Genomic DNA, 24,881 nt, shown 5'->3' on the forward strand with positions numbered 1-24,881 from the left:
CTCAGGTTCCGGCCATGAAGGGATCGTGAACCGGATGGATTCGAGGCCTTAATGACCCGCAGGCGCGCCGATGTGGTTCTGGTCGAGCGGGGCTTCTTTGCAAGCCGCGCCCGGGCGCAGGAGGCGATTGCGGCCGGCCTCGTGACCGTGAATGGGGCCGTCATCCGCAAGGCGTCCGATGCGGTCCCTGAGGAAGCGGTCATCACGGCCGAGCAGCCGCATCCTTACGTGTCTCGCGGCGGCGTGAAGCTGGCGGCGGCGCTCGACGCCTTCCACATCGACCCGAAGAACAAGATATGCCTCGACATCGGCGCCTTCACGGAAGTGCTGGTGAAGCGCGGTGCGGCCCATGTCTACGCGGTGGACGTGGGACACGGCCAGTTGCACCCCACCATCGTCGGCAATGCACGGGTGACGAATTTCGAGGGCACGGATGCCCGTTCGCTGACGACAGGGCTCATCCCGCAAGCCGCCGATCTGCTGGTTTCGGATGTGAGCTTCATTTCGCTCAAACTCGTTCTGCCTCCTGCCATCGCCCTGCTGAAGCCCCGCGCAGAACTCGCCGTTCTGGTGAAGCCGCAATTCGAGGCCGGACGCGATTACGTGAAGAAGGGCATCGTTCGCGACGAGGCGGTGCATCGCGCCGTGTCCGAGGACATGACGGCTTTCGTCGCCTCGCTCGGCTTCACCATCATCGGGCTCGTCCCCTCGCCCATCGAGGGCGGCGACGGCAATCGTGAATTCTTGTTGGGAGCCCGTCGTGGTTGAACAGGTAACGATCAAGCGCCTCGGTGCGAAAGGTGACGGAATCGCGGATGGCGCCTCCGGCCCCGTTTTCGTGCCCAAGGTGCTGCCGGACGAGATTGTGACCATCGAGCGCGACGGATCGCATGCGCGCCTCATCAGCGTCGATGTTCCATCGCCCGAGCGCGAGACGCCGTTCTGCCCCTATTTCGACGCATGCGGCGGCTGCGCAACGCAGCACATGAAGCACGGTTTCTATCAGGCGTGGAAATACGGAGCGCTCGTCCATACCTTGAAGCAGGCACGGATCGAAGCGCCTGTCGAGCCGCTCATCGACGCCCATGGCGAGGGGCGCCGGCGCGTCACGCTGCACGTGCGCTTTCCCGACCGCGCCATGCATGTGGGCTTCATGGCGCCGCGCAGCCACCAGATCGTCGAGATTGCGTTCTGTCCCATTACGGAATCTGCTTTGAAGGAACGGGCACCGGCGATTGCGCGCGCGATCGGCGAGCATCTGAAAGGCCCGCGCAAGCCGCTCGACATCCAGATCACCGCGACGCAGACCGGCTTCGACGTGGATGTGCGCGGGCACGGACCGATGAAGGATGCGGACCGCCTGAGCCTCATCGACCTCGCCAGCGAACTCGATCTCTCGCGTCTGTCGGTCCATGGCGACGTGATCGTGGAGCGCCGGCCTCCCGCCATCGTCATGGGCCGTGCCTCGGTAGTTCCACCTCCGGGCTCGTTCCTTCAGGCGACGAGACTCGGCGAGGAGACGCTTGCCGGTTTCGTCGTTGAGGCCTGCACGCGTGCCAAGCGTGTCGCCGATCTTTTTGCCGGAACAGGCCCCTTCTCATTGCGGCTCGCGGAGAAAGCGGACGTGCACGCCGTCGAATTCGACAAGGGTTCGATGACAGCCCTCGACAAGGCCGCGCGCGCGACGCCGGGTCTGCGCCGCGTCACGACCGAAGCGCGCGACCTCTTCCGTCGACCGCTGCTGACGCCTGAGCTCAACGCCTTCGACGCCGTCGTGCTCGATCCACCCCGCGCGGGTGCCGAAGCCCAGGTGAAGCAGCTTGCCGTGTCGAAAGTTCCGCTCGTCGTCAGCGTCTCCTGCGACGCCGCCACCTTCGCCCGCGATGCCGCGATTTTGATGGCGAGCGGCTATCGCCTGGAACGCGTCATCCCGGTCGATCAGTTCAAGCACTCACCGCATCTGGAAGTCGTCGGGATCTTGAAGCGGGACGCGGTGAAGAAGCGGCGGTAATCCAAACCGTCATCCCGGGCGAAGCGGAGCGGAGATCCGGGATCGTCAGCAGGATGAGGCGCCCGAACCTCCACTGTCATCCCCGCGAAGGCGGGGATCCATAACCGCTGGCGGTGCCAGCTGAACTTCTGTCGTGGCTATGGATCCCGGGCTCCGCTGCGCGGCCCCGGGATGACGGTGCTGGACTGGTCCTGCGATCCCGGATCGTCGCTATACTCCGTTCGGGATGACCGTGCTGGAAAAGCCTAAAACAAGCTCCCCTGCCCATCCTCGTCGCTGGAGAGCGGCTTCTTCGCTTTCTTCTTCTCCTTCACCGGCGCAGGCTCCGGCTGGCTCAGCGGCTCCAACAGACCCGGATCGTCATTCTCGACTTTGTTCACGCGGTTCGAGACTGGAACCATATCGAGCCACTCGTCGGGACAGGGGCGCACGAGGCGCATCACGTCGGCGCGCTCGTCGCGCACATCAAGCCATGCTGCGATGTCGTCCGGTGAGAGGATCACCGGCATGCGATCGTGCACAGCGGAAAGCGTGCCATTGGCATCGGTCGTCACGATGGCGGCCGTATCGATCTCGCCGCCGTCAGGACTGCTATAGGTTTCCCACAGGCCTGCCATCGGCATGGGTTTGCGGTCGCGCGGGCGGATCAGGAATGGCGTCTTCTCCCGTCCATGGCGCTGCCATTCATAGAAGCCATCGGCGAGGAAAATGCAGCGCCGGCGCTTCAACGCCGCCTTGAAGGTCGGCTTCGTCTGCAGTGTTTCGCCGCGGGCGTTGATGACGAGAGGAAAATCCTTCGGATCCTTCACCCAGGACGGCAGGAAGCCCCAGCGCACCAGCATGAAATGCCGCTCGCCCCGATCCTCCAGCACGATCGGCACGGGTTGCGTAGGAGCCACGTTGTAGCGCGGAGGAAAGTTCGGCTGCTCGGGATAGCCATAGAAATCCCGATAGATCTCGGGGTCGAGAGAGATGGCGAAACGTCCGCACATGGATTTCTCCTCGGTTCTTAGGCTATCCCACTGCCATTCCGAGCTCCGCTACGCGGCCCCGGCATGACAGTGCTGTACATCAGAGCCACCGCTTCCAGCGGAAGAACAGATAGGGCAGCACGGCGGCGAGCACCATCAGGGCGATCGCCCAAAGATAGCCGAACTCCCATTCGAGTTCCGGCATGATCTTGAAGTTCATGCCGTAGAGCGACGAGACCAGGGTCGGCGGCAGGAAGATCACCGACATGACCGAGAAGATCTTGATGATGTCGTTCTGTTCCATGGTGACGAAGCCGAGCGTTGCGTCGAGCAGAAACTGAACCTTGCTGGAGAGAAAGTTCGCATGCTCCTCGATGGATTGCACGTCGCGAAGCGCCGTGCGCCATTCGGACTGATAGCCCGCCGTCTTCTGCGGCCGCGGCATGCTGGCGGACAGGAACAGCAACATGCGCTCCACCGATACCATGCTCTCGCGCACGTTTGAGATGATGTCGCCCTTGCGACCGATGGATCTCAGGGCAACGCGGTAGGAGGCAGCGCGGCGCGCACCTTGCTTTTCGTTCTCGAAAATCGCCTGCGATAGTCGTTCGATGCGCGTCCCGACAGCCCCCAGGATCTCGGCGGCACGGTCGATGATGGTCTCCAACAATCCATCGAGCACCGCCTCCGGTCTGTGCCGACAGCCGCCTGGCTTCACCGCGCGGGCCATGAACATGTTGAAGGAGCGCGGCTCGCCATAGCGCACGGTCACGAGTGCCTTCTCCGTCAGGATGAAGGAGACATCGATGAGTTTCGGATTCTCGGTATCGGAGCTGCATAGAACGCGAGCCGTCATGTAGCGCGCGTTGTTCTCGTTGTAGAGAATTTCAGAGGGCTCGATATCCGCCATCTCCTCCTTGGTCGGGATCTCGATGTTGAGATAGGTCTCGACGAGTCTGTCCTCTTCCTTCGTCGGCTCGATCAGGTCGATCCACAGGGCATCATGAGGGATCGGCTCGCCCGGCGGGAGAACATGGCGGTCGAGGGACTCGCCTATCGGTCCGATCACCTGTGTCGGCTTGTGGATCACAATCATAAGCGCTCTCGCCCCTCAAGAATCTTGGCTTGGACCAGGTAACCCTTGTCATTCCCGGCCGGAGCGTAGCGGAGGGGAAGGGGATCCACAATCGGGCCCAGCGCCTTGGTGGATCCCCTTCCCTTGCCTAGGGCTCGCCGGGGGTGACAATGGACAGACCCATTTAACGCAAGGATGACAGGGGCGGTGTGTCATCCGGCACGAAGAAGTCGGGTGCGAGGGGCTTCGTCGGATCGACTCGGTATTTCTCGAAATCGGTCACACCTTCGCCGTGCAGGAACACATCGTCGATGAGGAATTGGCCCGAGAAGCTCTTCGAGGGTTTCTGGAAGATCGCGTAAGCCGCATCGGCCAGGATCTCGGGGGTGCGACTCGCTTGCACAAGCTCGTCGCCGCCGAGCAGGTTCCTGATCGCGCTTGTGGCAATCGTCGTGCGTGGCCAGAGCGCGTTGACGGCGATCCCCCTGCCCCGCAATTCCCCTGCAAGACCCAGGGCGCAGATGCTCATGCCGTATTTGGCCAGCGAATAGGCCAGATGCGGCGCGAACCATTTCTCGCTCATGTCGAGTGGCGGAGAGAGCATGAGAATGTGCGGATTCTTCGCCTTCTCCAGATGCGGAATGGCGTATTTCGAGACCATGTAGGTGCCGCGCGCATTGATCTGGTGCATCAAATCGAAGCGCTTCATGTCGGTCTGCGGCGTCGGGGTAAGGCTGACGGCACTCGCGTTGTTGACCACGATGTCGAGGCCACCGAATGTCTCGACCGTTTTCTCGATCGCACCCTTCACCGCCTCCTCGTCGCGCACATCGACCACGAGCGGCAGTGCCCTGCCGCCCACCGCCTCGATTTCTTCCGCCGCCGTATAGATCGTGCCGGGAAGCTTCGGGTGCGGGTCGGTGGTCTTGGCCGCGATGACCACGTTCGCACCGTCCCTCGCGGCGCGAAGTCCGATGGCAAGACCGATGCCGCGCGAGGCGCCGGTGATGAAGAGAGTTTTACCTTCGAGACTCATGTTGTCAGCTCGCCAGCGCCAGGGTTGCATCCTGCAGGAAACCTGCCCCGCCCATCACCGTATCTTCCAGTCCCTTGGCACCGACGGCGATGTTCTCGGCAAAGAAGCGGCAGAGCGCGATGCGGCCGGCATGGGCGGGATCCGCGTCGCCAGCCGCCGCTTGGGCATTCGCAGCGAGCGCCATTTCGGCCAGCGCCGCGCCACCCTGCGCCAGCGCGAAGAGCCTCAAGTATGGCGTTGCACCGGCCAGCGCCTCGCCCTGTGCATTGGACGAGACGGCCTTCAGGAGATAGCCCGTCGCGCGGTCGAGACTCTCGATGGTATCGCGCAAGCGCGGCGCGGTGGCGCCGAAGGCCGGTGTATTCTCCTTCAGGAGCCGCGCCACGGTCGCGCGCATGGAAGCGATCTGCGCCCGCACCGTCTCGCCGCCGGAGAGCGGCAGCTTGCGCGTGACGAGATCGATCGCCTGGATGCCGTTCGTGCCCTCGTAGATCGGCGCGATGCGCGCATCGCGGAAATGCTGCGCGGCGCCGGTCTCCTCGACGAAGCCCATGCCGCCATGGACCTGCACACCGAGCGAGGCTACCTCCATGCCGATATCGGTCGAGAAGGCTTTTGCGACCGGCGTGAGCAGGGAGGCGCGCTCATTGGCCTTTTTCCGACGCGTGGGATCCTCTTCGAGATGCGCGCGATCGATGGCCTCTGCCGTCAAATAGCAGATCGCACGCGCGGCTGCGGTCAGCGCCTTCATGGTGAGCAGGTTTCGCTGCACGTCCGGATGCACGACGATGGGGCTCATGCCCTCCGTCGCACCGATGGCGCGGCCCTGCTTGCGCTCTTTGGCGTAAGCAAGCGCCTGCTGGTAGGCGCGCTCGGCAATGGCTACGCCCTGCAGACCGACAGCGAGGCGTGCGTTGTTCATCATCGTGAACATGCAGGCGAGACCGCGATTTTCCTCACCCACGAGCCAGCCGATGGCGCCGCCGTGATCGCCGAAGATCATGGTGCAGGTGGGCGAGGCATGGATGCCGAGTTTGTGTTCTATGGAATGGCAACGCACGTCGTTGCGCGTGCCATCGGGCAGAAACTTCGGCACCAGGAAGAGCGAGATGCCGCGCGTGCCGGCCGGCGCGTCCGGCAGGCGCGCGAGTACGAGGTGAACGATGTTGTCGGTCAGATCGTGCTCGCCATAAGTGATGAAAATCTTCTGGCCCGTGATGCGATAGGTGCCGTCGCCCGAGGGTTCGGCACGCGAGCGGATCGCCGCAAGATCGGAGCCCGCCTGCGGCTCCGTCAGATTCATCGTCGCCGTCCACTCGCCGGAAACGAGCTTTTCGAGATAGCGACTCTTGAGATCCTCCGAGCCATGCTGAACGAGCGCCTCGATGGCGCCCATGGTCAGCACGGGACCGATGCCGAAGGCCATGGAGGCGGAATTCCACATCTCGACACAGGCCGAATTGAGCAGGGTCGGCAAGCCCTGCCCGCCAAAATCCACCGGTCCCGGCAGCGCGTTCCATCCGGCCTCGGTCCAGGCCTTGTAGGCCTGCTTCCAGCCGGGGGCAGTGGTTACTGCACCGTCCTTGAGGGTCGCGCCGCACTTGTCGCCCTCCCGATTGAGAGGCGCGATCACATCGTTGGCGAAACGGCCCGCCTCCTCCAGAATCGTCCGGCTCAGATCGGCGGAGAGATCGCCATAGACCCCGTCGGCCACGGCCCTGTCGAGGCCTGCCACGTGCCGCATGGTAAAGACGATGTCCGGGACAGGCGCGCGGTAGGTCATCAAGGTTTCCTCTCAAAGGTAAGGCTTTTCATATTGACGCGTGTTCTCGCGCCGTTAAACCCGCCCGGCAAGGGCAAAGACAGACAGGCAAATGCCTTACAGGCAGAGGATAGTTTAGACGTGAACGATCACGGGTCAATGCGCCAAACGGAGCGTCTGGCAGCCGATGCGGCGGGTCTTGCTCAGGCGGCGACCATCCTGCGACGCGGCGGCCTCGTGGCCTTCCCGACGGAGACGGTCTACGGGCTGGGCGCCGATGCGACCGATGCGGAAGCCGTGGCCCGGATCTACGCCGCCAAGGAGCGCCCGAGCTTCAACCCGCTGATCTCTCATCTGGACAGCTTCGAGTCCGCCAAGAGGGAGGGCGCATTCGACGAGACGGCCACGCGTCTGGCGGAGGCCTTCTGGCCCGGTCCGCTGACTCTCGTGGTACCGGTCGCTCCCACCTGCACCATCTCCGATCTCGCCCGTGCGGGCCTCGACAGCGTCGGCCTGCGAGTTCCCGCCCATCCCCTCGCCCATGCCCTTCTGGAGGCGACTGGGCGCCCCGTCGCTGCGCCCTCGGCCAACCGCTCGGGCCGCGTCAGCCCGACCGATGCGGATCATGTGCTGGGGGATCTCGATGGGCGCATCGAGGCGGTGCTCGATGGCGGTATGGCACGGGTCGGCGTCGAATCGACCATCGTTTCGTGCCTCGGCGGCACCCCGCGCCTGCTCCGGCCGGGCGGCGTGCCGCGTGAGGCCATCGAGGCGTTGATCGGCGAAAAGCTCGAGGTGGGTGTAGAGGCAGGGGCCAATCCGCTCGCGCCAGGCATGCTGGCGTCCCATTACGCTCCGCGGGCGCAGGTGCGTTTGAACGCGACGCACATCCAGCCGGGCGAGGCTGCGCTGCTCTTCGGCGGCGAGTCCGTTCCGGGAGCGGACACGGCGCACGCCGCCCTGAACCTCAGCAAAAACGGCGACCTCGTGGAGGCCGCCGCTCATCTGTTTTCCTATCTCAGGCAGCTCGACGCCTCGGGCGCTGCCACCATCGCGGTCGGCCCCATTCCGGAGACCGGCCTGGGCGAGGCCATCAACGACCGCCTGAAGCGCGCCGCAGCGGAGCGGTGATCCGCTCCGAGGGAATCATCGAACCGCAACGCGTCATCACCGGCCTTGTGCCGGTGATCCCGATTGGTTGACGCGCCGTGCCTCACAGCTCGAGATGGCCGGGACTGATCCCCGGATCAAGTCCGGGGACGGCCATGACGTGAGAGTTTGTTACTTCGCGGCGAGCTTGGCCGCGATCTGGGCCACGTGCTTGCCCTGGAAGCGGGCGCCGTCGAGATCGATCTCGCTCGGCTGGCGCGAGCCGTCGCCGGCGGCGATGGTCGAGGCGCCGTAGGGCGAGCCACCGCGGATCTGGTCCACGCCCATCTGACCCTGGAACGAGTAAGGCAGGCCGACGACCACCATGCCATGGTGCAGCAGCACCGGCAGCGTGGTGAGGATGGTGGCTTCCTGGCCGCCGTGCTGGGTGGCGGTGGAGGTGAAGACCGAGCCGACCTTGCCGATGAGCTTGCCCTGCGCCCACAGACCGCCGGTCTGGTCGAGGAAGTTCTTCATCTGCGCCGTCATGGTGCCGTAGCGGGTCGGCGTGCCGAAAATGATGGCGTCGTATTCGGGCAGCTCCTCGACAGTGGCGATGGGCGCCTTCTGGTCGGTCTTGTAATGGGCAGCCTGCGCGATCTCGGCCGGCACGAGCTCCGGCACGCGCTTCACCACGACCTCGGCCCCGGCCTCGCGGGCACCTTCGGCGGCGGCATAGGCCATCTGCTCGATGTGCCCCCAGGACGAATAATACAGAACCAGAACCTTGGTCATGTGATCTCCAGTGCGTTGGAATGCAGAACGACCCGTCTCCGACTCCCGTTGCGTGGACCGGAAGAGCATCGCCTGCCGTTGTTTGACGCCGTGGAAGATAACCTTTCCTCGCTGCAAAACCAGTGTTAGATATGCAGGGTCTCTCTTGCGTGAATGCATAAAGATGGCCAAGCAGCAGCATCTCGACTGGGACGATTTCAGGCTCGTGAAGATCATCGCCGAGGCCAGCGGCCTTGCCGGCGCGGCTGAAAAGCTTGGGGTGAACCACTCGACAGTCTTTCGCAGACTAGGCCAGATGGAGGACAATCTCGGGGTCAAGCTCTTCGAGCGTCACCGAACCGGCTATGTCCTCACGCCCGCCGGGGAAGAGATGTCGGCACTCGCCGAGCAGATGGACGAGAATGTCACCGCCTTCACGCGCAAACTCGCAGGCCAAGCCGTGGCCCCGACCGGAGAGCTGCGGGTCACGACCAATGACACGCTGCTTGTCCACCTTCTGACCCCGATCTTCGCCCGCTTCATCACGGCCTGTCCCGAGATGCGGCTCGATGTGGTGCTCGCCAACCAGGCGCTGAACCTGTCGAAGCGCGACGCGGACGTGGCGATCCGCGCCACCGACGATCCGCCGGAGACCCTTGTCGGACGCCGCGTGGCGACGATTGCCTGGGCTATCTATGGCCGGGTGGCGGATTTTCCCGATGTCAGAGGCCCGGACGATGTCAGCCTCGCCGATCTGTTCGACCGTCACTGGGTCGCGCTCGGCGACAATCTGGCGACGATGAAGGTCGCTCGCTTCGTGCGCGAGCACGTGACGCCGGAGAACATCGTCTACAAGGTCAACACGGTGCTCGGCCTCTCCGAAGCGGTCCAGGCCGGAACCGGCATCGGCCCCCTGCCCTGTTTCATCGCGGATTCGAATCCCGATCTCGTCCGTCTGTCGGACATCAATGGCGATTTCTCTGCGGGCCTGTGGCTGCTGACCCATCCGGACCTGCGCCAATCCGCGCGTGTGCGCGCCTTCATGGATTTCATGGCCACCGAGATCGCCAAGCAGAAGAAATGGATCGAGGGCGCCGGGAGAAAAGTTCCGAGCCCTGCTCCGGCGGCTTAGTTTTTGATCAGGAAACTCTCCACGTCATCACCGGCCTCGTGCCGGTGATTCCGATTTGAGAGGCACAGTGCTCTTCGAATTGGGATGGCCGGGACAAGCCCGGCCATGGCGTGAAGAGTTGTCAGTGCGCGATCTCCACCACCACGCGCCCCTTGATCTTGCCCTCGACGATCTTCTTGCCGGCCTCCAAGACCTGATCGAGAGGGATCGTCGAGGTCATGGCGGCGAGCTTGTCGTGGTCGAGTTCGTGGGCGATCCGGTTCCAGGCTTCGATCCGCAATGCCTTGGGAGCCATCACGGAATCGACGCCGAGCAGCGCCACGTTGCGCAGGATGAAGGGTGCGACCGTCGTCGGCAGATCCATCCCGCCTGCAAGCCCGCAGGCGGCAATCGCGCCGCCGTATTTCGTCATGGACAGCACGTTGGCCAGCGTCGTGGAGCCGACCGTATCGACACCTACCGCCCAGCGCTCCTTGGCAAGTGGCCGTGCCGGGCCGGTGAGTTCGCTGCGGTCGAGGATCTCGGCGGCTCCGAGGCCTTTCAGGTAATCGACTTCCTCGGGCCGTCCGGTCGAGGCGATCACATGCCAGCCGGCCTTGGCGAGCAGCGCCACGGCCACCGAGCCGACGCCGCCGACCGCACCTGTGACGATGGCGGGGCCACGATCCGGGCGTAGGCCATGACGCTCCAGCGCCTTCAGACAGAGCATCGCCGTATAGCCCGCCGTGCCGATGGCCATGGCCTGAAGCGGCGACAGGCCTTGCGGCAGCGGGATCAGCCAGTCGCCCTTCACCCGCACCTTCTCCGCATAGGCTCCGAGATGGGTCTCGCCCAAGCCCCAGCCATTGAGCACCACCGCATCGCCGGGCTTGAAATCGGGATTCAAGGAGGCTTCCACGGTGCCGACGAGATCGACGCCGGGAATCATCGGAAAGCGGCGCACCACCGGCGCCTTGCCGGTGATCGCGAGACCATCCTTGTAGTTCAGCGTCGAATGCGACACGCGTACAGTGACGTCGCCGTCCATGAGATCCGCCTCATTGAACGCGCGAATCTCGACATTCTGACCTGCTTCACTCTTGTCGATGACGACAGCTTTGAACGTGCTCATGCCGATTCCTCCCCGCACCCATTTGTGGTGCGGCAGAGGATCAGAGCAAGCAGGAAGGCCTTAGCCCTTCGCAGCAGAACAAAACTTACTCGGCAGGCTGCAGCCCCGGCTCGCGCTGCACCGGCCGCTCCTTGATCGGCAGATTGATCAGGGCGGAGGCGAGGCCCAGTACGACGGAGAGCCACCAGACCGCGCTGTAATTGCCGTTGATCTCGTAGAGCAGACCACCGAGCCACACGCCGAGGAAGCCGCCGACCTGATGCGAGAAGAAGGCGAAGCCGTAGAGCATGGCCATGTAGCGGGTGCCGAACATCAGCATCACGAGGGAGGATGTGGGCGGCACGGTGGAGAGCCACAGAAGGCCGATGGAGATGCCGAACAGGATCGAAGTCACGGGCGTCGCCGGGACCAGGATGAAGGCGGCAATCGCCACCGAGCGACCGAGATAGATCCAGGCGAGCAGCCAGCGCTTCGACATGCGGGTGGAGAGCCAGCCCGAACCCAGCGACCCGACCGCATTGGCAAGGCCAATGACCGCGAGGGTCCATCCGCCGACGGCGGCCGAGAGCCCCGCATCCTTGAGATAGGCCGGAAGGTGCACGGTGATGAAAGCGAGCTGGAAGCCGCAGGTGAAGAAGCCAAGCACGAGCAGCACATAGGAGCGGTGCTGGAACGCCTCGGTCAGGGCCTGACGAATCGATTGACTCGGCACGGACGCTCCGGCCTGGGCGGCGTCGGTCGGCCGTGTGGCAAGCGCGAGAGCAAGCGGCATGACGAGGAGCACGCTCGCGGCGAAGACCAGCAGGGCCTGATGCCAGCCGAAGGAATCGATCAGCACGTTGCCGATGGGCGGGAACAAGAACTGACCGAAGGAGCCTGCCGCCGTGCCGGCGCCGAAGGCCATGGGGCGCCACTTCTCCGGCAGCAGCTTGCCGAAGGCGCCGAGCACCAGATTGAACGAGCAGCCGGAGAGACCGAAGCCGATGAGCACACCGGCGCCGATATGCAGCATCCCGGGCGTGGTCGCATAGGCCATCACGACGAGGCCGAGGGCATAGAGCAGCGCGCCGGTGCAGAGCACCCGGAAGGCCCCGAACCGATCCGCCACGGCGCCCGCGAAAGGCTGGCCCAAGCCCCAGAGCAGGTTCTGAATCGCGATGGCAAAGCCGAAGGTATCCCGCCCCCAGCCATATTCCGTGATCATGGGCAGCTGGAACAGCCCGGAGGACGCTCGCGGCCCGAAGGTGATCAGGGCGATCAGGCAGCCGCAGACGACAATGAGTTCCGGCGAAACACGGGATCGAGCGGGAGAAGTAGACATGCTCAAGGGCCCTCAAGGGGAAACAAGGGCGCGCAGACTAACCTAAGTCCACCATCAGCAACATTGAAAGTTTGTAGCCTTTGGTATGACGCTTTGTGATGGGTGCGGGTGCTCTCGCACCATCGTTTCTCTTACAAGGATTGCTTGTCGCTAGATCACGAAGAAGTCGTTCGAGGTTATCTTGAGGTTCTTCGGCAGCATGGCGATTTTCACCTGCGCGGCTGCGCCACTGCCGTCCGGATCGTAAGAGAGCACGCCCTTCTTGCTGTCGTAGACGATCCGATCCTCTCGGTCCTGCGCCTTCGACGCTTGAACGAACATGTCGGCCTTGAAGGTCTTCCGCCCGGACGAGCCGTCGGAGCCCAGTTCAGTAAAGATATTGTTCTCGAGCCGGATCGAATCGTCAGTCGAGTTGAAGTCGTAGATCCGGTCGACATTCGTACGCTTGCCGATCGTGGAGTCGAAGACGAAGATATCCCGCCCCGCGCCGCCATAGAGCTTGTCGTTGCCTGCACCTCCGCGAAGGATGTCATTGCCGGCATGTCCGAGGAGCCTGTCGGCGCCGCCATCGCCGCTCAGCACATTCGCGGCGGAATTGCCCTGAAGCTTGTCGGCACGGCGTCCGCCGATGGCATTCTCGATCACAACGCCGTTCGCAATCGTATAGCCGCCGGCAACGCCTTTCTCCCGCGAGATGAAGCCGCCCGCATGAGGATCGTCCGACCGCAGGGTCGCGGCACGAAGATCGATAGTGACCCCAGCGGACGCCCACACTGCGGTGATCGTATCCTGCCCGCCCGCATCCCAGAGGCAAGACCATCCTCGTAGGTCGACGTTCAGGTTCCAAGTCGGCAACGTATAGACATCGCTCCCCTGGCCCGTTTTCAAGTTCTTTCCATAGAGCGCCTGCAACGCGGCGATATCGAAGGCTCCCAGTCCGGCCTGATTGCCATAGATCAGGTCGTATCCTGCCTCATCCCATCCGGTGTTGTAGGACATGATCGTCCAGATACCCTGGTTCAAACCGTATGCCCCGGTTGAAAAGGGATCCTCGACACCCGGAAAAGTCGTTGCGTCCTCACGTGCCCCACCATCGTGCGGATGGGCCAGGCCCACGCCATGGCCCAACTCGTGCAGTATGGTGTAGAGACCGTCGCCGCCAAAATACAGGCTGCCCCACGAGGGAGTTTCAGGGTTGAAGTATCCCCAGATCTGGTCGTTGAACGGGACTTCGTGGATGCCGAGGACGTTATTGTCCAAAGTGCTCTTCCACCAGACCATATCCGCCTCCACGGCGGACCTGGCGCGCTCGAATTTCAGCCCGCAGACGCTCTCGTAAACCCGGGTCGCATAATCGAAGACGTACTTCTCCAGGTCGCTCCAATTCTGAACTGATGCGCCTCTCGTCAGAATTTCGCTGGGGCCGTGAACGGCGCCGGCGACAGCAAAATCCTCGCTTTGGCCGAACCAGACTTTGATCGGCCTGCCCGCGACATCCCAGGCCATGCCTCCCCAAACGAGGGAATCCACAAAGCCATTGCCATAGCCGGAGCCCGGAACTGAACCTCGGATACTCGCCACAATCCCCTCACCCAACACGCCGCGCCAAGATGTTGCCGTACTATATTACACGCTTCAAGTATCTCAGCGCACATGCAGACATTGAAACGAGGTCCTCACAGTATCCAAGATAATCCCACTACCAACGCATCGTGCGGAATCAAAGAACCGCACCAAACGATGCGCCAATCAAGGGATTGAGCATTGGACATGGAGGCGCAAGGCATCTTCCTCGACGATTCACCGTCGATAGATAGCCGCTAATCCTCGCGGAAAGCGCGATTGAAGCTGTCCATCACGGGGCGCAGCATGTAGCCGGCTGCCGTGAACTTGCCGGTCTTGATCAGGACCTCGACCGGCATGCCCGCCATCACCTCGATCCCCGGCAGCGAAGACAGCGAATCCTCGCTCAGCCGGATGCGCGCAGTGTAATAGGTACGCTCGGTGGTCTTGTCTGTCAGGCGATCGGCCGAGACATAGGTGAGCGTACCCTCAACCGGCGGGACACGGCGGTGCTTATAGGGCATGAGCCGCACCTGGGCCGGCAGCCCGGGATGGACGACATCGATATCATCCGGCCTCACCTGGGCGGTCACGATGAGGCGGTCGTGCTTCGGCACGAGATCGAGCAGCGGCTGGCCTTCCGCCACCACACCGCCCGGCGTCCGGATCCTGAGATCGGTCACGACACCGTCTTCGGGCGCACGCACCTGCGTGCGGGCAAGGACATCGTCAGCGGCCTCCGAGCGTTCATGGAGCTGGAAGACGAGCGCCTGGACCTCGCGGAGGCTCTGGGCGATCTCCGCCTCCCGATCGCTGCGCAGCTTGAGGATCTGAGCATTGACCTCGCCGACGCCCTGCTCGGCCCGGGCCATCTCCTCCCTTGCCTGACCTCTCCTTCCTTCAATCTCGGCCTGTTCTCGCTCAAGAGCCAACTTGCGCGGCTGGGCAATGACGCCTCTGGCGACGAGCGGTGCAATGGATTCCATCTCCCTCCTGATGATCTCGGCCCGTTTATCGGCAGCATCGACCTGATAGCGCAGGCCGAACATCTGGCGTGAGATCTGCTGCTGCCGCTGCACCAGTACGACGAATTGCGATTGGTACAGTTGCCGGCGGCTGTTGAAGATGCGCTGCTGGCCGGACAGCATCTCGGCGAGAGCAGCGTCTTCTTGCGCCGCTTGGCGCAACCGGAGCGGGAACAGGACCGTATCATGCCCATCACGTTCAGCCAGCAACCGCGCCTCGCGGGCCTGCGCCTCGCGGAGCTGACCCTGAAGCGCCTGCGCGGTCGCCCGGGCTCTTGTGTCGTCGAGCTGAATCAGCGGCTGGCCGATCGTCACGGCATCGCCATCCTTCACCAGGATCTTGGCAACGATTCCGCCTTCCAGATGCTGCACCGTCTTGCGGCTGGTCTCGGCCTCGACCGAGCCTACCGCGATGGCAGCGCTTTCCAGCGGCGCCGTGACCGACCAAATTCCAAAGCCTCCGATGAATACGACCACAAGCCCAAAGGCGATTGCCATCAGCCAGCGGATCCGCTGGAACGGCGTCGGCGGCGGTGGGGGCAGGACATCGGAAAGGTCGATGACGGGAGATGTCCTGGCCATCACGCAGCTCCCTTATCGGCCTGCTGGCCCGATGCAGTGATCATCGGCCCCTCGTTGACCTTTGGCATGCGCGTGTCCGGCTTCGCCTTCGCCTGCACGACCCTGATCGCCGTGCGGCCCTGTGCGATCCTCTCGGCGATTTCGCGGCGCTCGCCATAGGCATTGACCATGCCGTTGTCGAGCACGAGCACGCTGTCGGCGACGGACAGGATGCCGAGGCGTTGAGCGATGACGATGATCGTCGCACCACGGGATTTCATCTCGTCGATGGCTCGACGCAATGCTTCCTCGCCTTCGGGATCGAGGCTGGCATTCGGCTCGTCGAGAACGATCAGGCGCGGATCGCCGAAGAACGCGCGCGCGAGCCCGAGCTTCTGGCGCTGACCGCCGGAGAGCCGCGTCCCTCCCTCACCGATATTGGTATCGTATCCCCTGGGCAGCCGCATGACGATATCGTGGAGATCCACGAGCCGGGCGGCCGCGATCACATCCGCGGAACTCGCCTCGGACAGACGGGAGATATTCTCCGCGACGGTGCCGGCGAAGAGCTCGACGTCCTGCGGCAGGTAGCCGAAGTAACGGTGACCGCCGGAGGCCATCCACACGCCGACATCGGCCCCGTCGAGACGCACATGCCCCGTGGTCGGCGGCACCGTTCCGGCAATCAGGCGGCCGAGTGTCGATTTTCCGGCACCCGAGGGACCGACGACGCCGAGCACCTTGCCGGCGCAGACCATCATCGAGAGCCGGCGCACGATGGGCTCGGTCGATCCGGGCGGGACATAGGTGAGCTGCTCGACTTCGAGAAGACCGCTGGGCGGGGGCAGCTCCATGCCTTTCACCGGCGGCGGAGCGGCCTGCATGATGCGCCGGATGCGGTCATAGGCGAGCCGCACATTGGTGACGGCCTTCCAGGTGCCGATCGCGCCCTCGACGGGGCCGAGCGAGCGACCAAGCAGGATCGAAGCGGCGAAAATCGCAGCCGGGCTGACATCGTGCCGGATCACGAGGAACGAGGCTGCCGCCATCACCAGAACCTGGGCGAGGAAACGGACGAAGCGGGCCAGCGCCTGGATTGCTGAGGCGCGCGCTCCAGCCGTCAACTGCGCTTCCTTGGCATGCGCCTGTTCGTCGGACAGGATGCGCGCCACGCCGGGCAGCATGCCCATGGCGGTGATCGCCTCCACATTGCGCATCAGCGACTCGAAACGGTGCTGGCTCTCGGACGAAGCCGCAGCGGCGCGCGCGAAGGGAGCCCGCGTCACGGTCTCGTTGATCCAGGCGAAGCCGAACAGGATGAGCGAGGCCACGATGCCGATGGCGCCCAGCAACGGATGCACCAGGGTCATGGCGAGCAGGAAGATGGGCGTCCACGGCAGATCGAAGAGAGCCGTGCAGGCAGAGCCGCCAAAGAACTGGTGCAGGGTGCCGAGATCGCGCCATGCCTGTGCCGCTCCGGCAGGATCGGCTCGCAAAGCCGCCTGCACCGCGGCAGTCAGCACAGGAGCCTGCAGGCGCTCTTCGAGCCAGGCTCCGACGCGGGCAAGCATCTCGCGCCGCAGGGCCTCGATGACCGCGTGGAGCGCGAGCGCGAAGATGACGATGAGGGTCAGCATGAAGAGCGTGTCGAGGCTCTGGCTCGACAGCACATGATCGTAGACCTGCAGCAGGTAGAGCGGCATGGTCAGGGCGAGCAGATTGACGAAGAAGCTCAAGCCCGCGACGAGGGCCAGCGAGTAACGACAAAGCCGGAAGGCATGCTCCACCTCAGTCTGGTGGCGGACCTTCATCCAGTTCATGGCCATACGCGGTCTCCAGGCACGTCAGTCGGGATCGGGCCGGCGCTCGCACGACAGGAGCAGGTTTATGCGAGCGCCGATCCGGGGCCGCGGTGGTGCCGCGGTCCCGGATTGCCTGTTCCGAGTTCAGACTCCGAAGCTGAAGTCGAAGTCGCCGAACTCGAAGGTGAGCGACAGGTTGGCATCCTGTGCGGCCTCCATGAGTTGGTCGACATCGACCGTTACCGCCTGGTCCTGCGTGGACGTGGCGTCGGAGTCGTTGTGCTGGTCAAAGGCGAAGTCACCGATATCTTGACTGGAGGTGGCGGTTCCGCCACCGCCCTGCTCGGTGTTGGACATGGCATTGCCGCTCGCCGCGGAGTCGATGCTCGACATGGCATCGTTGTCAGCCTGCGAGTTGGCATTGCCGCTGGCTGTGCCGCCATTGGCGGCGGCATTGCCACCGGACGCAGAACCGCCGGACGTGTTGCCGCCGGTGGTGTCGCCGCCCGTCGCAGCGCCGGAGGTAGAGCTGCCGCCCGTCGTGTTGCCGACCGCGCCTGTCCCGGCTGCACCGGCGCCACCGGTGCCAGCGCCGCCAGTGCCATCACCGCCATCGGCAGAGCCAGTCGTCGCGCTCCCCGAAGTGCCCGGGCCGCCTGTGCCACTGCCAGAGGTGCCGTCGCCACTGGTCGCAGTGCCGCTGCCGCCTGCGCCACCAGCTCCGCCCGTGCCGGACCCGCCGGTGCCGGACCCGCCGGTGCCGTCGCCACCGGTGCCGTCACCGCCGGATCCGCTCTTGGCCCAGCCACCTTCACCGTCACCGCCCTTGGCCCAGCCGCCTTCACCGTCACCGCCCTTGGCCCAGCCGCCGTCGCCGCCGTCGCCGCCGTCGGCATCGGCATAGCCGGTCTTGACCCAGCCGGAATATCCATCTCCGCCTTTGCCATCGCCGGTGTCGGCGTCGCCGGAATAGGTGTCGCCCGCGGTGCCGTCTCCGCCCGTCGCGCCGCCTCCTGCGCCGCCGGTTCCTGTCGCAGAGCCTCCCGTCGTATCACCAGAGGTCGAATCTCCGCTGTCGGTCCAGCCGCCGAAGGTGCCGCCGCCTGTGGCGGCTCCACCAGTCGGGCTGCCTGCGGTCGCGGTACCGCCATTGGCATCGTTATCGGTGGAGGCGCTCGAGTCGCCACCGGACGACACGGTCGAGCTGACAGTCGAGTCATTGTCCGTGTCCACGTCAGTCCAGGCGCGGTTGTTGGCGCTGGCATCGTTGTAGGCGAGTTGAGTCGGGCTGTACTTGACCGCTCCAAAGTTGTCGTTGTCCTGATCGATGTCGGATTTCTGTTCGGTCTTCGTATCGATGTTCTGATCCTGCCATTGATCCAGACTGTTCTTCAGCTCGACGTCGAGATCGAAGTCGAACCCGAATCCGCTCAGGAGTTCTGATAGGTCTGCCATTCTCGAGTCTCCTCAAATGATCACAGCCGTCTCGCGGAGTTTCGAGACGGTTTGGCACAGCTTCCCGCATGCGCGAAGCGAGAGAAAGTTGCCGATTTGCATGCCGCAGAATGGGTGAGGTGTCGGTTCGGGTCGCCCACTCAGGTGATGGGCGCACATCAACAGGTGTTGCATTGCTTATTGCATCAGCCGAACGGGTACGTCGGTTAATGCGGTAATCCTAACGAGCGAAATGCGCCGTAAATCCTCTAACCTGATGATAGTCATCCGAGAATCTCGTTATTGAGGCTCTCTCAAGACTTGGAAAATGAGACTTACCTCAAAGTAGCACCGCGTCTCACGGCGCCCGATTGATCTGAATGAATACTTATGCCGTTAGAGGATGGGATAGCATCCTTATCACGCGGAGGGAGTCATTATGACAATCGACCTATTGAGAGCGCCCTTCAGGATCACTGGAACAACGCTTCGAAAGTAATAGTCCCGACGAGTGCTTCAAGGCATGATCGTGTTGAAGCCAAGCTTAACGATTGAATTGTTAGAAATCAGCATGAAAAACGGTTAAAATAAGCACCTGATTATTGTAGAATAGCCAATGCGTATCATTGCGCATTCGACCTCAAATGCCAAGTTACGCTGTATGGCAGGTCATTGGCGGAATAGCGCTGGCACTAGTGCTTATCCGGTCCTTGTGTTCGATCGTTGCGTGAGATTAATCGCTTTAAGAAGCGCAAAAATTCTTGGGAACCCATTCAGCGAGATTCGCCTCACATGATGGAGGGTTGTGATGCATTTTTCGTACACAGCGCCTGATGGTGACCCGAATGGTATGATTCAGGAGGCCCTCGTTATCATCGATGACGAACCATTCTCGCGGGAATGCCTTGTCCACGCGATACGCAGCGCATCCCCTCACACGCCAGTCATGGGGTTTTCAACTGTTGCCGAGTTCTCTCACGCCGACGGGATAGCGGTTGGACTCGTGCTGTTGAGGACTCAATCGCATTCACTTTCGGGAAGTCATCTCACGAATGAAGCCAGAAGCATCCTTCAGCGCTATCCGGATGTTCCGATCGTCATTCTCACCATGTGCGTGAGCAACGAGGATATCCGAGAGGCAATGGCCATGGGCGTGCGCGGCATCATCCCGATGAGCACCTCCTTCAAGGTCGCCATCGCGGCCCTTCAGCTCGTCATGGTAGGCGGTACTTATTTTCCGCGTTTCGTGAATGGAGACTTGCAATTCGTCAACGGGGTCAAGGATGCACGCGAGCTGATGCCGGAAGGATCCGATCCACTTGTCCTGTCTCATGACAATGAACGGCCCTATTTCGCAATCGTGGAGCAAACCGGGGACGTGCTGAAGACAGAGGCAAACGGAGCAACCGTGATCTTCACGGCGCGGGAGCTGGATGTCCTGGAAGCGCTTCAGAAGGGATGGTCCAACAAATGGATCGCTCATTCCCTCAATATTTCCGAGAACACCATCAAGGTGCATATCCAGCGCATCATGCGCAAGCTGCACGCCACCAACAGGACGGAAGCGGTTTTTCGACATCGTCAGCTCAATGGATTGAGTTAGGGTTCCTTAATCCATTCAGGTGTCGTCCGTTGGAATTAGGCCGGGATCGATCGAAGTCATGATGGTTACCTGCATCGATCGTCGGATGCGCCATGCTTGGCCAGGGTGGGTCGACGCCGCCTGAATGGGTGACTGGTGCATCCTCGCATCCACGTCCTAAACTGATTGTTCCATGATGTTGGCGCAAGGTCGACGCTGATGCTGCCGCCCGACAGGGGAACACGCAACCTGCTCCCGATCCTGATCGACAAGGAGGACGAGATCGTTCAGGCGGCCGACGACGATGACGGCCATGTGCGTCCGGTCCCGGATCCTGAGCTCCTGACCTCCCAATCCTCCAACCCAACGATCGATCCCGCGCTTCCACAGACCGGCCAGATCCATCAGGACGCCAGCTCATCACCTCAAGCAAACTCCATACCGGCGGCACAGAACCCGGCTGCTCATGCTTCCTCATCCCCTGTCGATTTGAGCCGCGCAGATGCGATTGACGTCGAGCGCACGAACATCGAGATCGACGACGTCGGCAGCCGGTCGGACACATTCTCGGCCCATGGGGCCTCCTCGGGCCCGTCCCATGCGACGGTGCTCATCCCCAACGGCCTCTCGCCTCACTCGACAGATGACGATGTGACGGACGAGGACCGGGACGACCCCGATCATGTTTCGGGCGACAGGGGCACGGACACTCCGATATCGGATCCGGTGCCGGCCGCCGGAGCTCCGCCGGAAACGGTCACGCCATCGGGAACGCCGACTCCCGCAGGGATCCCGATCGCGGTTCCGGACGGCGACGACATCCACATCGTCCAGACCGCCTTCGTGGACCAGGATGCGGACGTGCTGCTCAACGGCTGGATGGGCGAAAGCAAGATCCGCGTCTTCATGGACAACGATGCCGAGATGGTTCAGGACGCCGACGTTCAGCTCGACATCGACGGGAACGAGCGCATGTTCCTGCGCCTCGATCAATCGATGCTGATCGACCAGGGGACCGAGATCGACCTCGATATCTATGAGGCCGAGGGCGTCCTCTATGTCGACCTCTATCTCAGGAACGAGGTCGATATCGTGCAGGATGCGGAACTCGATCTGATGATGGACGGCTGGGACGGCAAGAGCCAATTCTTCGTCAACAACGATCTCGATGTCCGTCAGAATGTCGATGTGGACGTGGATATCGAGGACGAACTCGAGGAGAAGTTCGCGATCAAGGTGGCGATCGGCGTAAAGCAGGCCATCGATGCCGACCAGGATGCGGATATCGACATCAACTACGCCGACGGCGGCTTCGGCGTCGATGTCGATGCCATCCAGACAGCGACGATCGATCAGGATACGACGCTCAGGATCGACTTTTCCGTTGTCTGAGACTGGAGCTTCCGCGCAATCGCATCAGAAGCTATTGTGCCTCAGCCATTTCCCATTCATTCCCGCAAGTGTCAGATGAACTTGCACGCTGCCTGTCAGGTCTGACCGGGACGAAGCTTGTAGAAGATGTGCCGTCCGATCACATCCATCTTCTTCAAACGCCGCGCCCAGTAAGGTCTGACGTAGTCCGCGTGGTAGTGCGTGGCTCCGCCCACATCGGCGAGATAGGTCTTGCCCTCGAGCACCGCACTCGCGACGCTCTTGGCGCGCTCCCAGGACTCGGTATCGCGGATGCGCAGGGCCTTGCCTTCGCAGGCGAAGGTGAACTGGCAGGCGAGATGGCGATGCCTGTTCTGGTAGACCACGCCACAGATCGACGAGGGATAAAGCCCGCTCTTCACGCGGTTGAGCACCACTTGAGCCACCGCGGCCTGCCCTTCCACGGATTCGCTGCGGGCTTCGAAATAGACGGCCTCGGCCAGGCAGCGCTGCTCTTTGCCCAGGTTGTCCGGATCGATCAAGTCTGCGTAGCGCGGACGATCCGTGTCGTCGCTCTTCAGCAAGATGGAGAGGTCACTATCAGCGCGGTCGAGGCGCGGCGATTGCAGGGAGACGGGAGCCGCCGCGATCTCGATGGGCGTCGCGTCGACCGGCGCCGGCGTCGTCGAGGACAGGGCGATGGCGCGCCTGACCATGGGAGTCGTCGGGCTTGCCGAGGCGCCGGTAGAACCTGCTGCAGCTGCCGCCGGGGACTGCACCGAGGTGGCCTGGCGGGTCGTGGTGAATTCGGGCGCCTGCCAGGGCTCGAAGACCTGCTCCGTCTCAGGCGCCTCGAGCTGTCCTTCCATGAGAACGGTCGGCGGCAGGAGCCGCTCGTCCTGGCCATAGAGCAGCCGCGCGCTGCCGACCTCATTGAGCGTCGGACGCAACTGCCTGGCGCGGCGGGACAGGGTGGCATGCGGCGCCACCAGCGGGTTGCTCTTCAGCGAGCGGTCGACGATGGCATCGGCGCTGATATCGGCCTTCCTGTCGGCCTTGAGGGGCGCGGAATCGGCCGTCTCATCGGGCAGGTCGTAACGCGGCAGGGAACGAAGGATGTCCCGATCGATCCCGAGCTTCCCCCCCGCGAGGGAGGCGCCGGTGGGTGGGATGAGCGCGGTGTCGACCAAACGGGCGGTCGCGCTGCGCGGCGCGAAGCTCACGCCTGAATGCAGATCGTTGCTGGCCGAGGCCGTGAACGAGATCAGGAGGCCGGTCGCCAGCGCCCAGGGAGCCGTCGTGGCGCAGATCCATTTCACCCGAGATCGACGATACGGAAGACGCACGCGCAACACCCTGCAAAAACTCTTGAACATCTCGGAGCATCCAGCAGGAGGGCTCCGATGTCTTAAAGTTATCGCGGGTTAAAGTTGATGGGTGGTTAAGGCCGGGCTCTCCTCACCCGGCTGCGGCAGCCTGACGCTTCTCCGCGAGACGCCGCAGCGCGAGGCCCGTTTCGGGATCGGCCGGGAAGAAGGCCTCGATGGCGAGTTCCGACAAGGTCACATCCACCGGCGTGCCGAAGATCGTGGTGGTGCTGAAGAGCGTCAGAACACCCTCCTCCGTCATGATCTGCAGCGGCACGACGATGCCTGCGTAATCATGGCTTGTCCTCGGAGCCCGCGCAGCCGCATCGGGTGTCGGGTAGGCACGCAGTTCCTCGATCAAGGCGGCCAGAACCGCATCGCCTGTCGCATCCACCTGCTTGTGCAGGCGCTGCACCAGATGGCTGCGCCATTCGGTGAAGTTCACGATGCGCCGCGCAAGGCCCGCCGGATGGATGCTCAGACGCAGAACGTTGACCGGCGGCTTCATCAGGGCCGGGTCGACATCGCCGATCAGCGAGACGAGCGCATCGTTCGCGGACACCAGCGACCAGTGCCGGTCGACGGCGAGCGCGGGATAGGGGTCGTGACCTTTCAGCACGAGGTCCACGGCCTGGCGCATGCTTTCCAGCGCCGGGTCGTCGAGGGAGCGCTGCGAATAGACCGGCGCGAAGCCCGCCGAGACCAGCATGATGTTGCGCTCGCGCAGCGGCATGTCGAGTTTCTCCGCCAGCAACAGCACCATCTCGCGGCTCGGCTGCGAGCGGCCGGTTTCGAGAAAGCTCAGGTGCCGCGTGGAGATCTCGGCTTCGAGTGCAAGATCCATTTGGCTGAGGCGGCGGCGCTGGCGCCATTCACGCAGGTAATCGCCTACATGGGGGACGGTGGTCACGGGTCGGGTGCTCGCTGTTGTCATGGGCGGACCATAGCGTGAGCGGCGCTCATCTTCCATGACCTCGGAGGTAATCGACGGCGCTCACTCCTTCCGAAATCCTTGGAGCAAGGTTGAAGCTCTCAACCGGTCAAAGGAGACAGCCATGATGACGATCCAATCTTCCCCCCTTCTTCGCCAGGCTCTCGTGGCGGATGCAACCACCAGCGCCGCCTTCGGCCTCATGATGCTGATCGGTGCCGGGCCGCTAAGCGGCATCTTCGGGCTGCCGGAGGTGCTCCTGCGCATCGCAGGTGCCGTGCTCCTGCCCTATGCGGCCTTCATCGGCTGGCTCGGCTTGCGCGAGCAGATCCTGAAGCCCATCGCCTGGGCGGTGGTGTTCGGCAATGCGCTGTGGGTTGCCGACAGCTTCCTGCTCCTGGCCAGCGGATGGGTGTCACCGACAAGCGCAGGCTATGCCTTCGTGATCGCGCAGGCGCTCGTGGTGCTGATGTATGCGGAATTCCAGTATGTGGGCCTGCGCCGGTCGGCAGAAGCGGTAGCGTGAGCCTCAACACATCGCGCGTCATCCCGGACGACGCAAGCTGATCCGGGATGACGATACGGACCGTCCCTATCGATCCCGTCCGTTGAACGGGATCGGCTTGATGTCCGACAGGTTCACCGTCTCCAGGCAGCGTACGTTGATCGCCGCCGTGGCTTCGCCCGTCGGCTGCTTGCCTTCGCCGAAGGTTGCTGCGCCGCAGGTGGAGCAGAAGCGATGGTGGATGGTGTGCGTGTTGAAGGTGTAGGTCGTGAGATCTTCTTCACCGCGCAGCACATTCAGCGCACCGCGCGGCACGAAGGTGAGCAGATAGCCCCGCCGGCTGCAGATGGAGCAGTTGCACTCGATCACCTGTTCGAGATCCGTCTCGACCTCGTACGCCACCTTGCCGCAATGGCAGGAACCCTTGTGCAACGCCATCTTTGCCCCCTCTTCGAGAT

At 63.2% G+C, this 24,881-nt stretch carries 21 protein-coding genes; 7 read left to right on the forward strand and 14 right to left on the reverse strand.

From position 1 onward, the window contains the following. Positions 1-51 precede the first annotated feature (51 nt). On the forward strand, positions 52-768 hold the full coding sequence (locus tag JO965_RS19520) for a TlyA family RNA methyltransferase (RefSeq protein WP_203440668.1): 717 nt from the start codon (positions 52-54) through the stop codon (positions 766-768). Further along, on the forward strand, positions 761-2,011 hold the full coding sequence (locus JO965_RS19525) for a class I SAM-dependent RNA methyltransferase (RefSeq protein ID WP_203440669.1): 1,251 nt from the start codon (positions 761-763) through the stop codon (positions 2,009-2,011). The genes JO965_RS19520 and JO965_RS19525 overlap by 8 nt, the downstream gene beginning before the upstream one ends. A 245-nt stretch (positions 2,012-2,256) precedes the next feature. Here the strand turns inward: JO965_RS19525 and JO965_RS19530 are convergent, their stop codons facing one another. From JO965_RS19530 to JO965_RS19545, 4 genes are all read right to left on the reverse strand, one after another. Further along, entirely contained in the window at positions 2,257-3,003 is a 747-nt protein-coding gene (locus JO965_RS19530; protein WP_203440670.1) for an SOS response-associated peptidase, read from the reverse strand. 79 nt (positions 3,004-3,082) lie between these two features. Next, positions 3,083-4,078, reverse strand: a complete 996-nt coding sequence (locus JO965_RS19535) for a magnesium transporter CorA family protein (protein ID WP_203440671.1) — start codon at positions 4,076-4,078, stop codon at positions 3,083-3,085. Positions 4,079-4,241: 163 nt separating this feature from the next. Beyond that, the gene (locus JO965_RS19540) at positions 4,242-5,093 is read right to left on the reverse strand and encodes an NAD(P)-dependent oxidoreductase (protein WP_203440672.1); all 852 of its coding nucleotides are present in this window, start codon (positions 5,091-5,093) and stop codon (positions 4,242-4,244) included. A gap of 4 nt (positions 5,094-5,097) precedes the next feature. After that, the gene (locus tag JO965_RS19545; RefSeq protein WP_203440673.1) at positions 5,098-6,876 is read right to left on the reverse strand and encodes an acyl-CoA dehydrogenase; all 1,779 of its coding nucleotides are present in this window, start codon (positions 6,874-6,876) and stop codon (positions 5,098-5,100) included. A 120-nt stretch (positions 6,877-6,996) separates the two neighbouring features. On the opposite strand from JO965_RS19545, the gene JO965_RS19550 reads away from it, so the two are divergent. Further along, positions 6,997-7,986 carry an L-threonylcarbamoyladenylate synthase gene (locus JO965_RS19550; protein WP_371826806.1) on the forward strand — a complete coding sequence of 330 codons (990 nt, stop codon included), beginning with the start codon at positions 6,997-6,999 and terminating at the stop codon, positions 7,984-7,986. 150 nt (positions 7,987-8,136) lie between these two features. Here the strand turns inward: JO965_RS19550 and wrbA are convergent, their stop codons facing one another. After that, positions 8,137-8,739, reverse strand: a complete 603-nt coding sequence (gene wrbA, locus JO965_RS19555) for an NAD(P)H:quinone oxidoreductase (protein WP_203440674.1) — start codon at positions 8,737-8,739, stop codon at positions 8,137-8,139. Between the two features lie 163 nt (positions 8,740-8,902). Between wrbA and JO965_RS19560 the strand changes: the two genes are divergently transcribed. Next, the gene (locus tag JO965_RS19560) at positions 8,903-9,850 is read left to right on the forward strand and encodes a LysR family transcriptional regulator (protein ID WP_203440675.1); all 948 of its coding nucleotides are present in this window, start codon (positions 8,903-8,905) and stop codon (positions 9,848-9,850) included. 121 nt (positions 9,851-9,971) lie between these two features. On the opposite strand, the gene JO965_RS19565 is transcribed toward JO965_RS19560, so the two are convergent. The 6 genes from JO965_RS19565 to JO965_RS19590 form a co-directional block, all read right to left on the reverse strand. Next, positions 9,972-10,961: an MDR family oxidoreductase gene (locus JO965_RS19565; RefSeq protein ID WP_203440676.1), complete on the reverse strand. Its 990-nt coding sequence runs from the start codon at positions 10,959-10,961 to the stop codon at positions 9,972-9,974. A gap of 85 nt (positions 10,962-11,046) precedes the next feature. Next, a complete protein-coding gene (locus JO965_RS19570) occupies positions 11,047-12,282 on the reverse strand; it encodes an MFS transporter (RefSeq protein ID WP_203440677.1) in 1,236 nt (411 codons plus the stop codon). 150 nt (positions 12,283-12,432) lie between these two features. Further along, entirely contained in the window at positions 12,433-13,863 is a 1,431-nt protein-coding gene (locus JO965_RS19575) for a M10 family metallopeptidase C-terminal domain-containing protein (protein WP_203440678.1), read from the reverse strand. A 239-nt stretch (positions 13,864-14,102) separates the two neighbouring features. Next, entirely contained in the window at positions 14,103-15,452 is a 1,350-nt protein-coding gene (locus JO965_RS19580) for an HlyD family type I secretion periplasmic adaptor subunit (RefSeq protein WP_203440679.1), read from the reverse strand. After that, positions 15,452-17,257, reverse strand: a complete 1,806-nt coding sequence (locus JO965_RS19585; RefSeq protein ID WP_246776625.1) for a type I secretion system permease/ATPase — start codon at positions 17,255-17,257, stop codon at positions 15,452-15,454. Before JO965_RS19585 ends, JO965_RS19580 begins: the two co-directional genes overlap by 1 nt. A 120-nt stretch (positions 17,258-17,377) precedes the next feature. After that, positions 17,378-18,688, reverse strand: a complete 1,311-nt coding sequence (locus JO965_RS19590) for a hypothetical protein (RefSeq protein ID WP_203440680.1) — start codon at positions 18,686-18,688, stop codon at positions 17,378-17,380. Positions 18,689-19,475: 787 nt separating this feature from the next. Between JO965_RS19590 and JO965_RS19595 the strand changes: the two genes are divergently transcribed. Then, positions 19,476-20,270, forward strand: a complete 795-nt coding sequence (locus JO965_RS19595; RefSeq protein ID WP_203440681.1) for a response regulator transcription factor — start codon at positions 19,476-19,478, stop codon at positions 20,268-20,270. Positions 20,271-20,468: 198 nt separating this feature from the next. Beyond that, on the forward strand, positions 20,469-21,641 hold the full coding sequence (locus JO965_RS19600) for a hypothetical protein (RefSeq protein ID WP_203440682.1): 1,173 nt from the start codon (positions 20,469-20,471) through the stop codon (positions 21,639-21,641). 95 nt (positions 21,642-21,736) lie between these two features. Here JO965_RS19600 and JO965_RS19605 read toward each other — a convergent pair whose 3' ends face one another. Then, positions 21,737-22,996: a cell wall hydrolase gene (locus JO965_RS19605; protein ID WP_203440683.1), complete on the reverse strand. Its 1,260-nt coding sequence runs from the start codon at positions 22,994-22,996 to the stop codon at positions 21,737-21,739. An 82-nt stretch (positions 22,997-23,078) separates the two neighbouring features. Further along, positions 23,079-23,921: a helix-turn-helix domain-containing protein gene (locus tag JO965_RS19610; RefSeq protein WP_203440684.1), complete on the reverse strand. Its 843-nt coding sequence runs from the start codon at positions 23,919-23,921 to the stop codon at positions 23,079-23,081. Positions 23,922-24,042: 121 nt separating this feature from the next. Here JO965_RS19610 and JO965_RS19615 point away from each other — a divergent pair, with 121 nt between their 5' ends. Next, the gene (locus JO965_RS19615) at positions 24,043-24,444 is read left to right on the forward strand and encodes a hypothetical protein (RefSeq protein WP_203440685.1); all 402 of its coding nucleotides are present in this window, start codon (positions 24,043-24,045) and stop codon (positions 24,442-24,444) included. Positions 24,445-24,510: 66 nt separating this feature from the next. On the opposite strand, the gene JO965_RS19620 is transcribed toward JO965_RS19615, so the two are convergent. Further along, positions 24,511-24,861 (reverse strand): GFA family protein, encoded by a 351-nt coding sequence (locus JO965_RS19620; protein WP_203440686.1) that lies wholly within the window; start codon positions 24,859-24,861, stop codon positions 24,511-24,513. Positions 24,862-24,881 lie beyond the last annotated feature (20 nt).

This window comes from Microvirga sp. VF16 (assembly GCF_016864375.1).
Classification (GTDB): Bacteria; Pseudomonadota; Alphaproteobacteria; order Rhizobiales; family Beijerinckiaceae; genus Microvirga.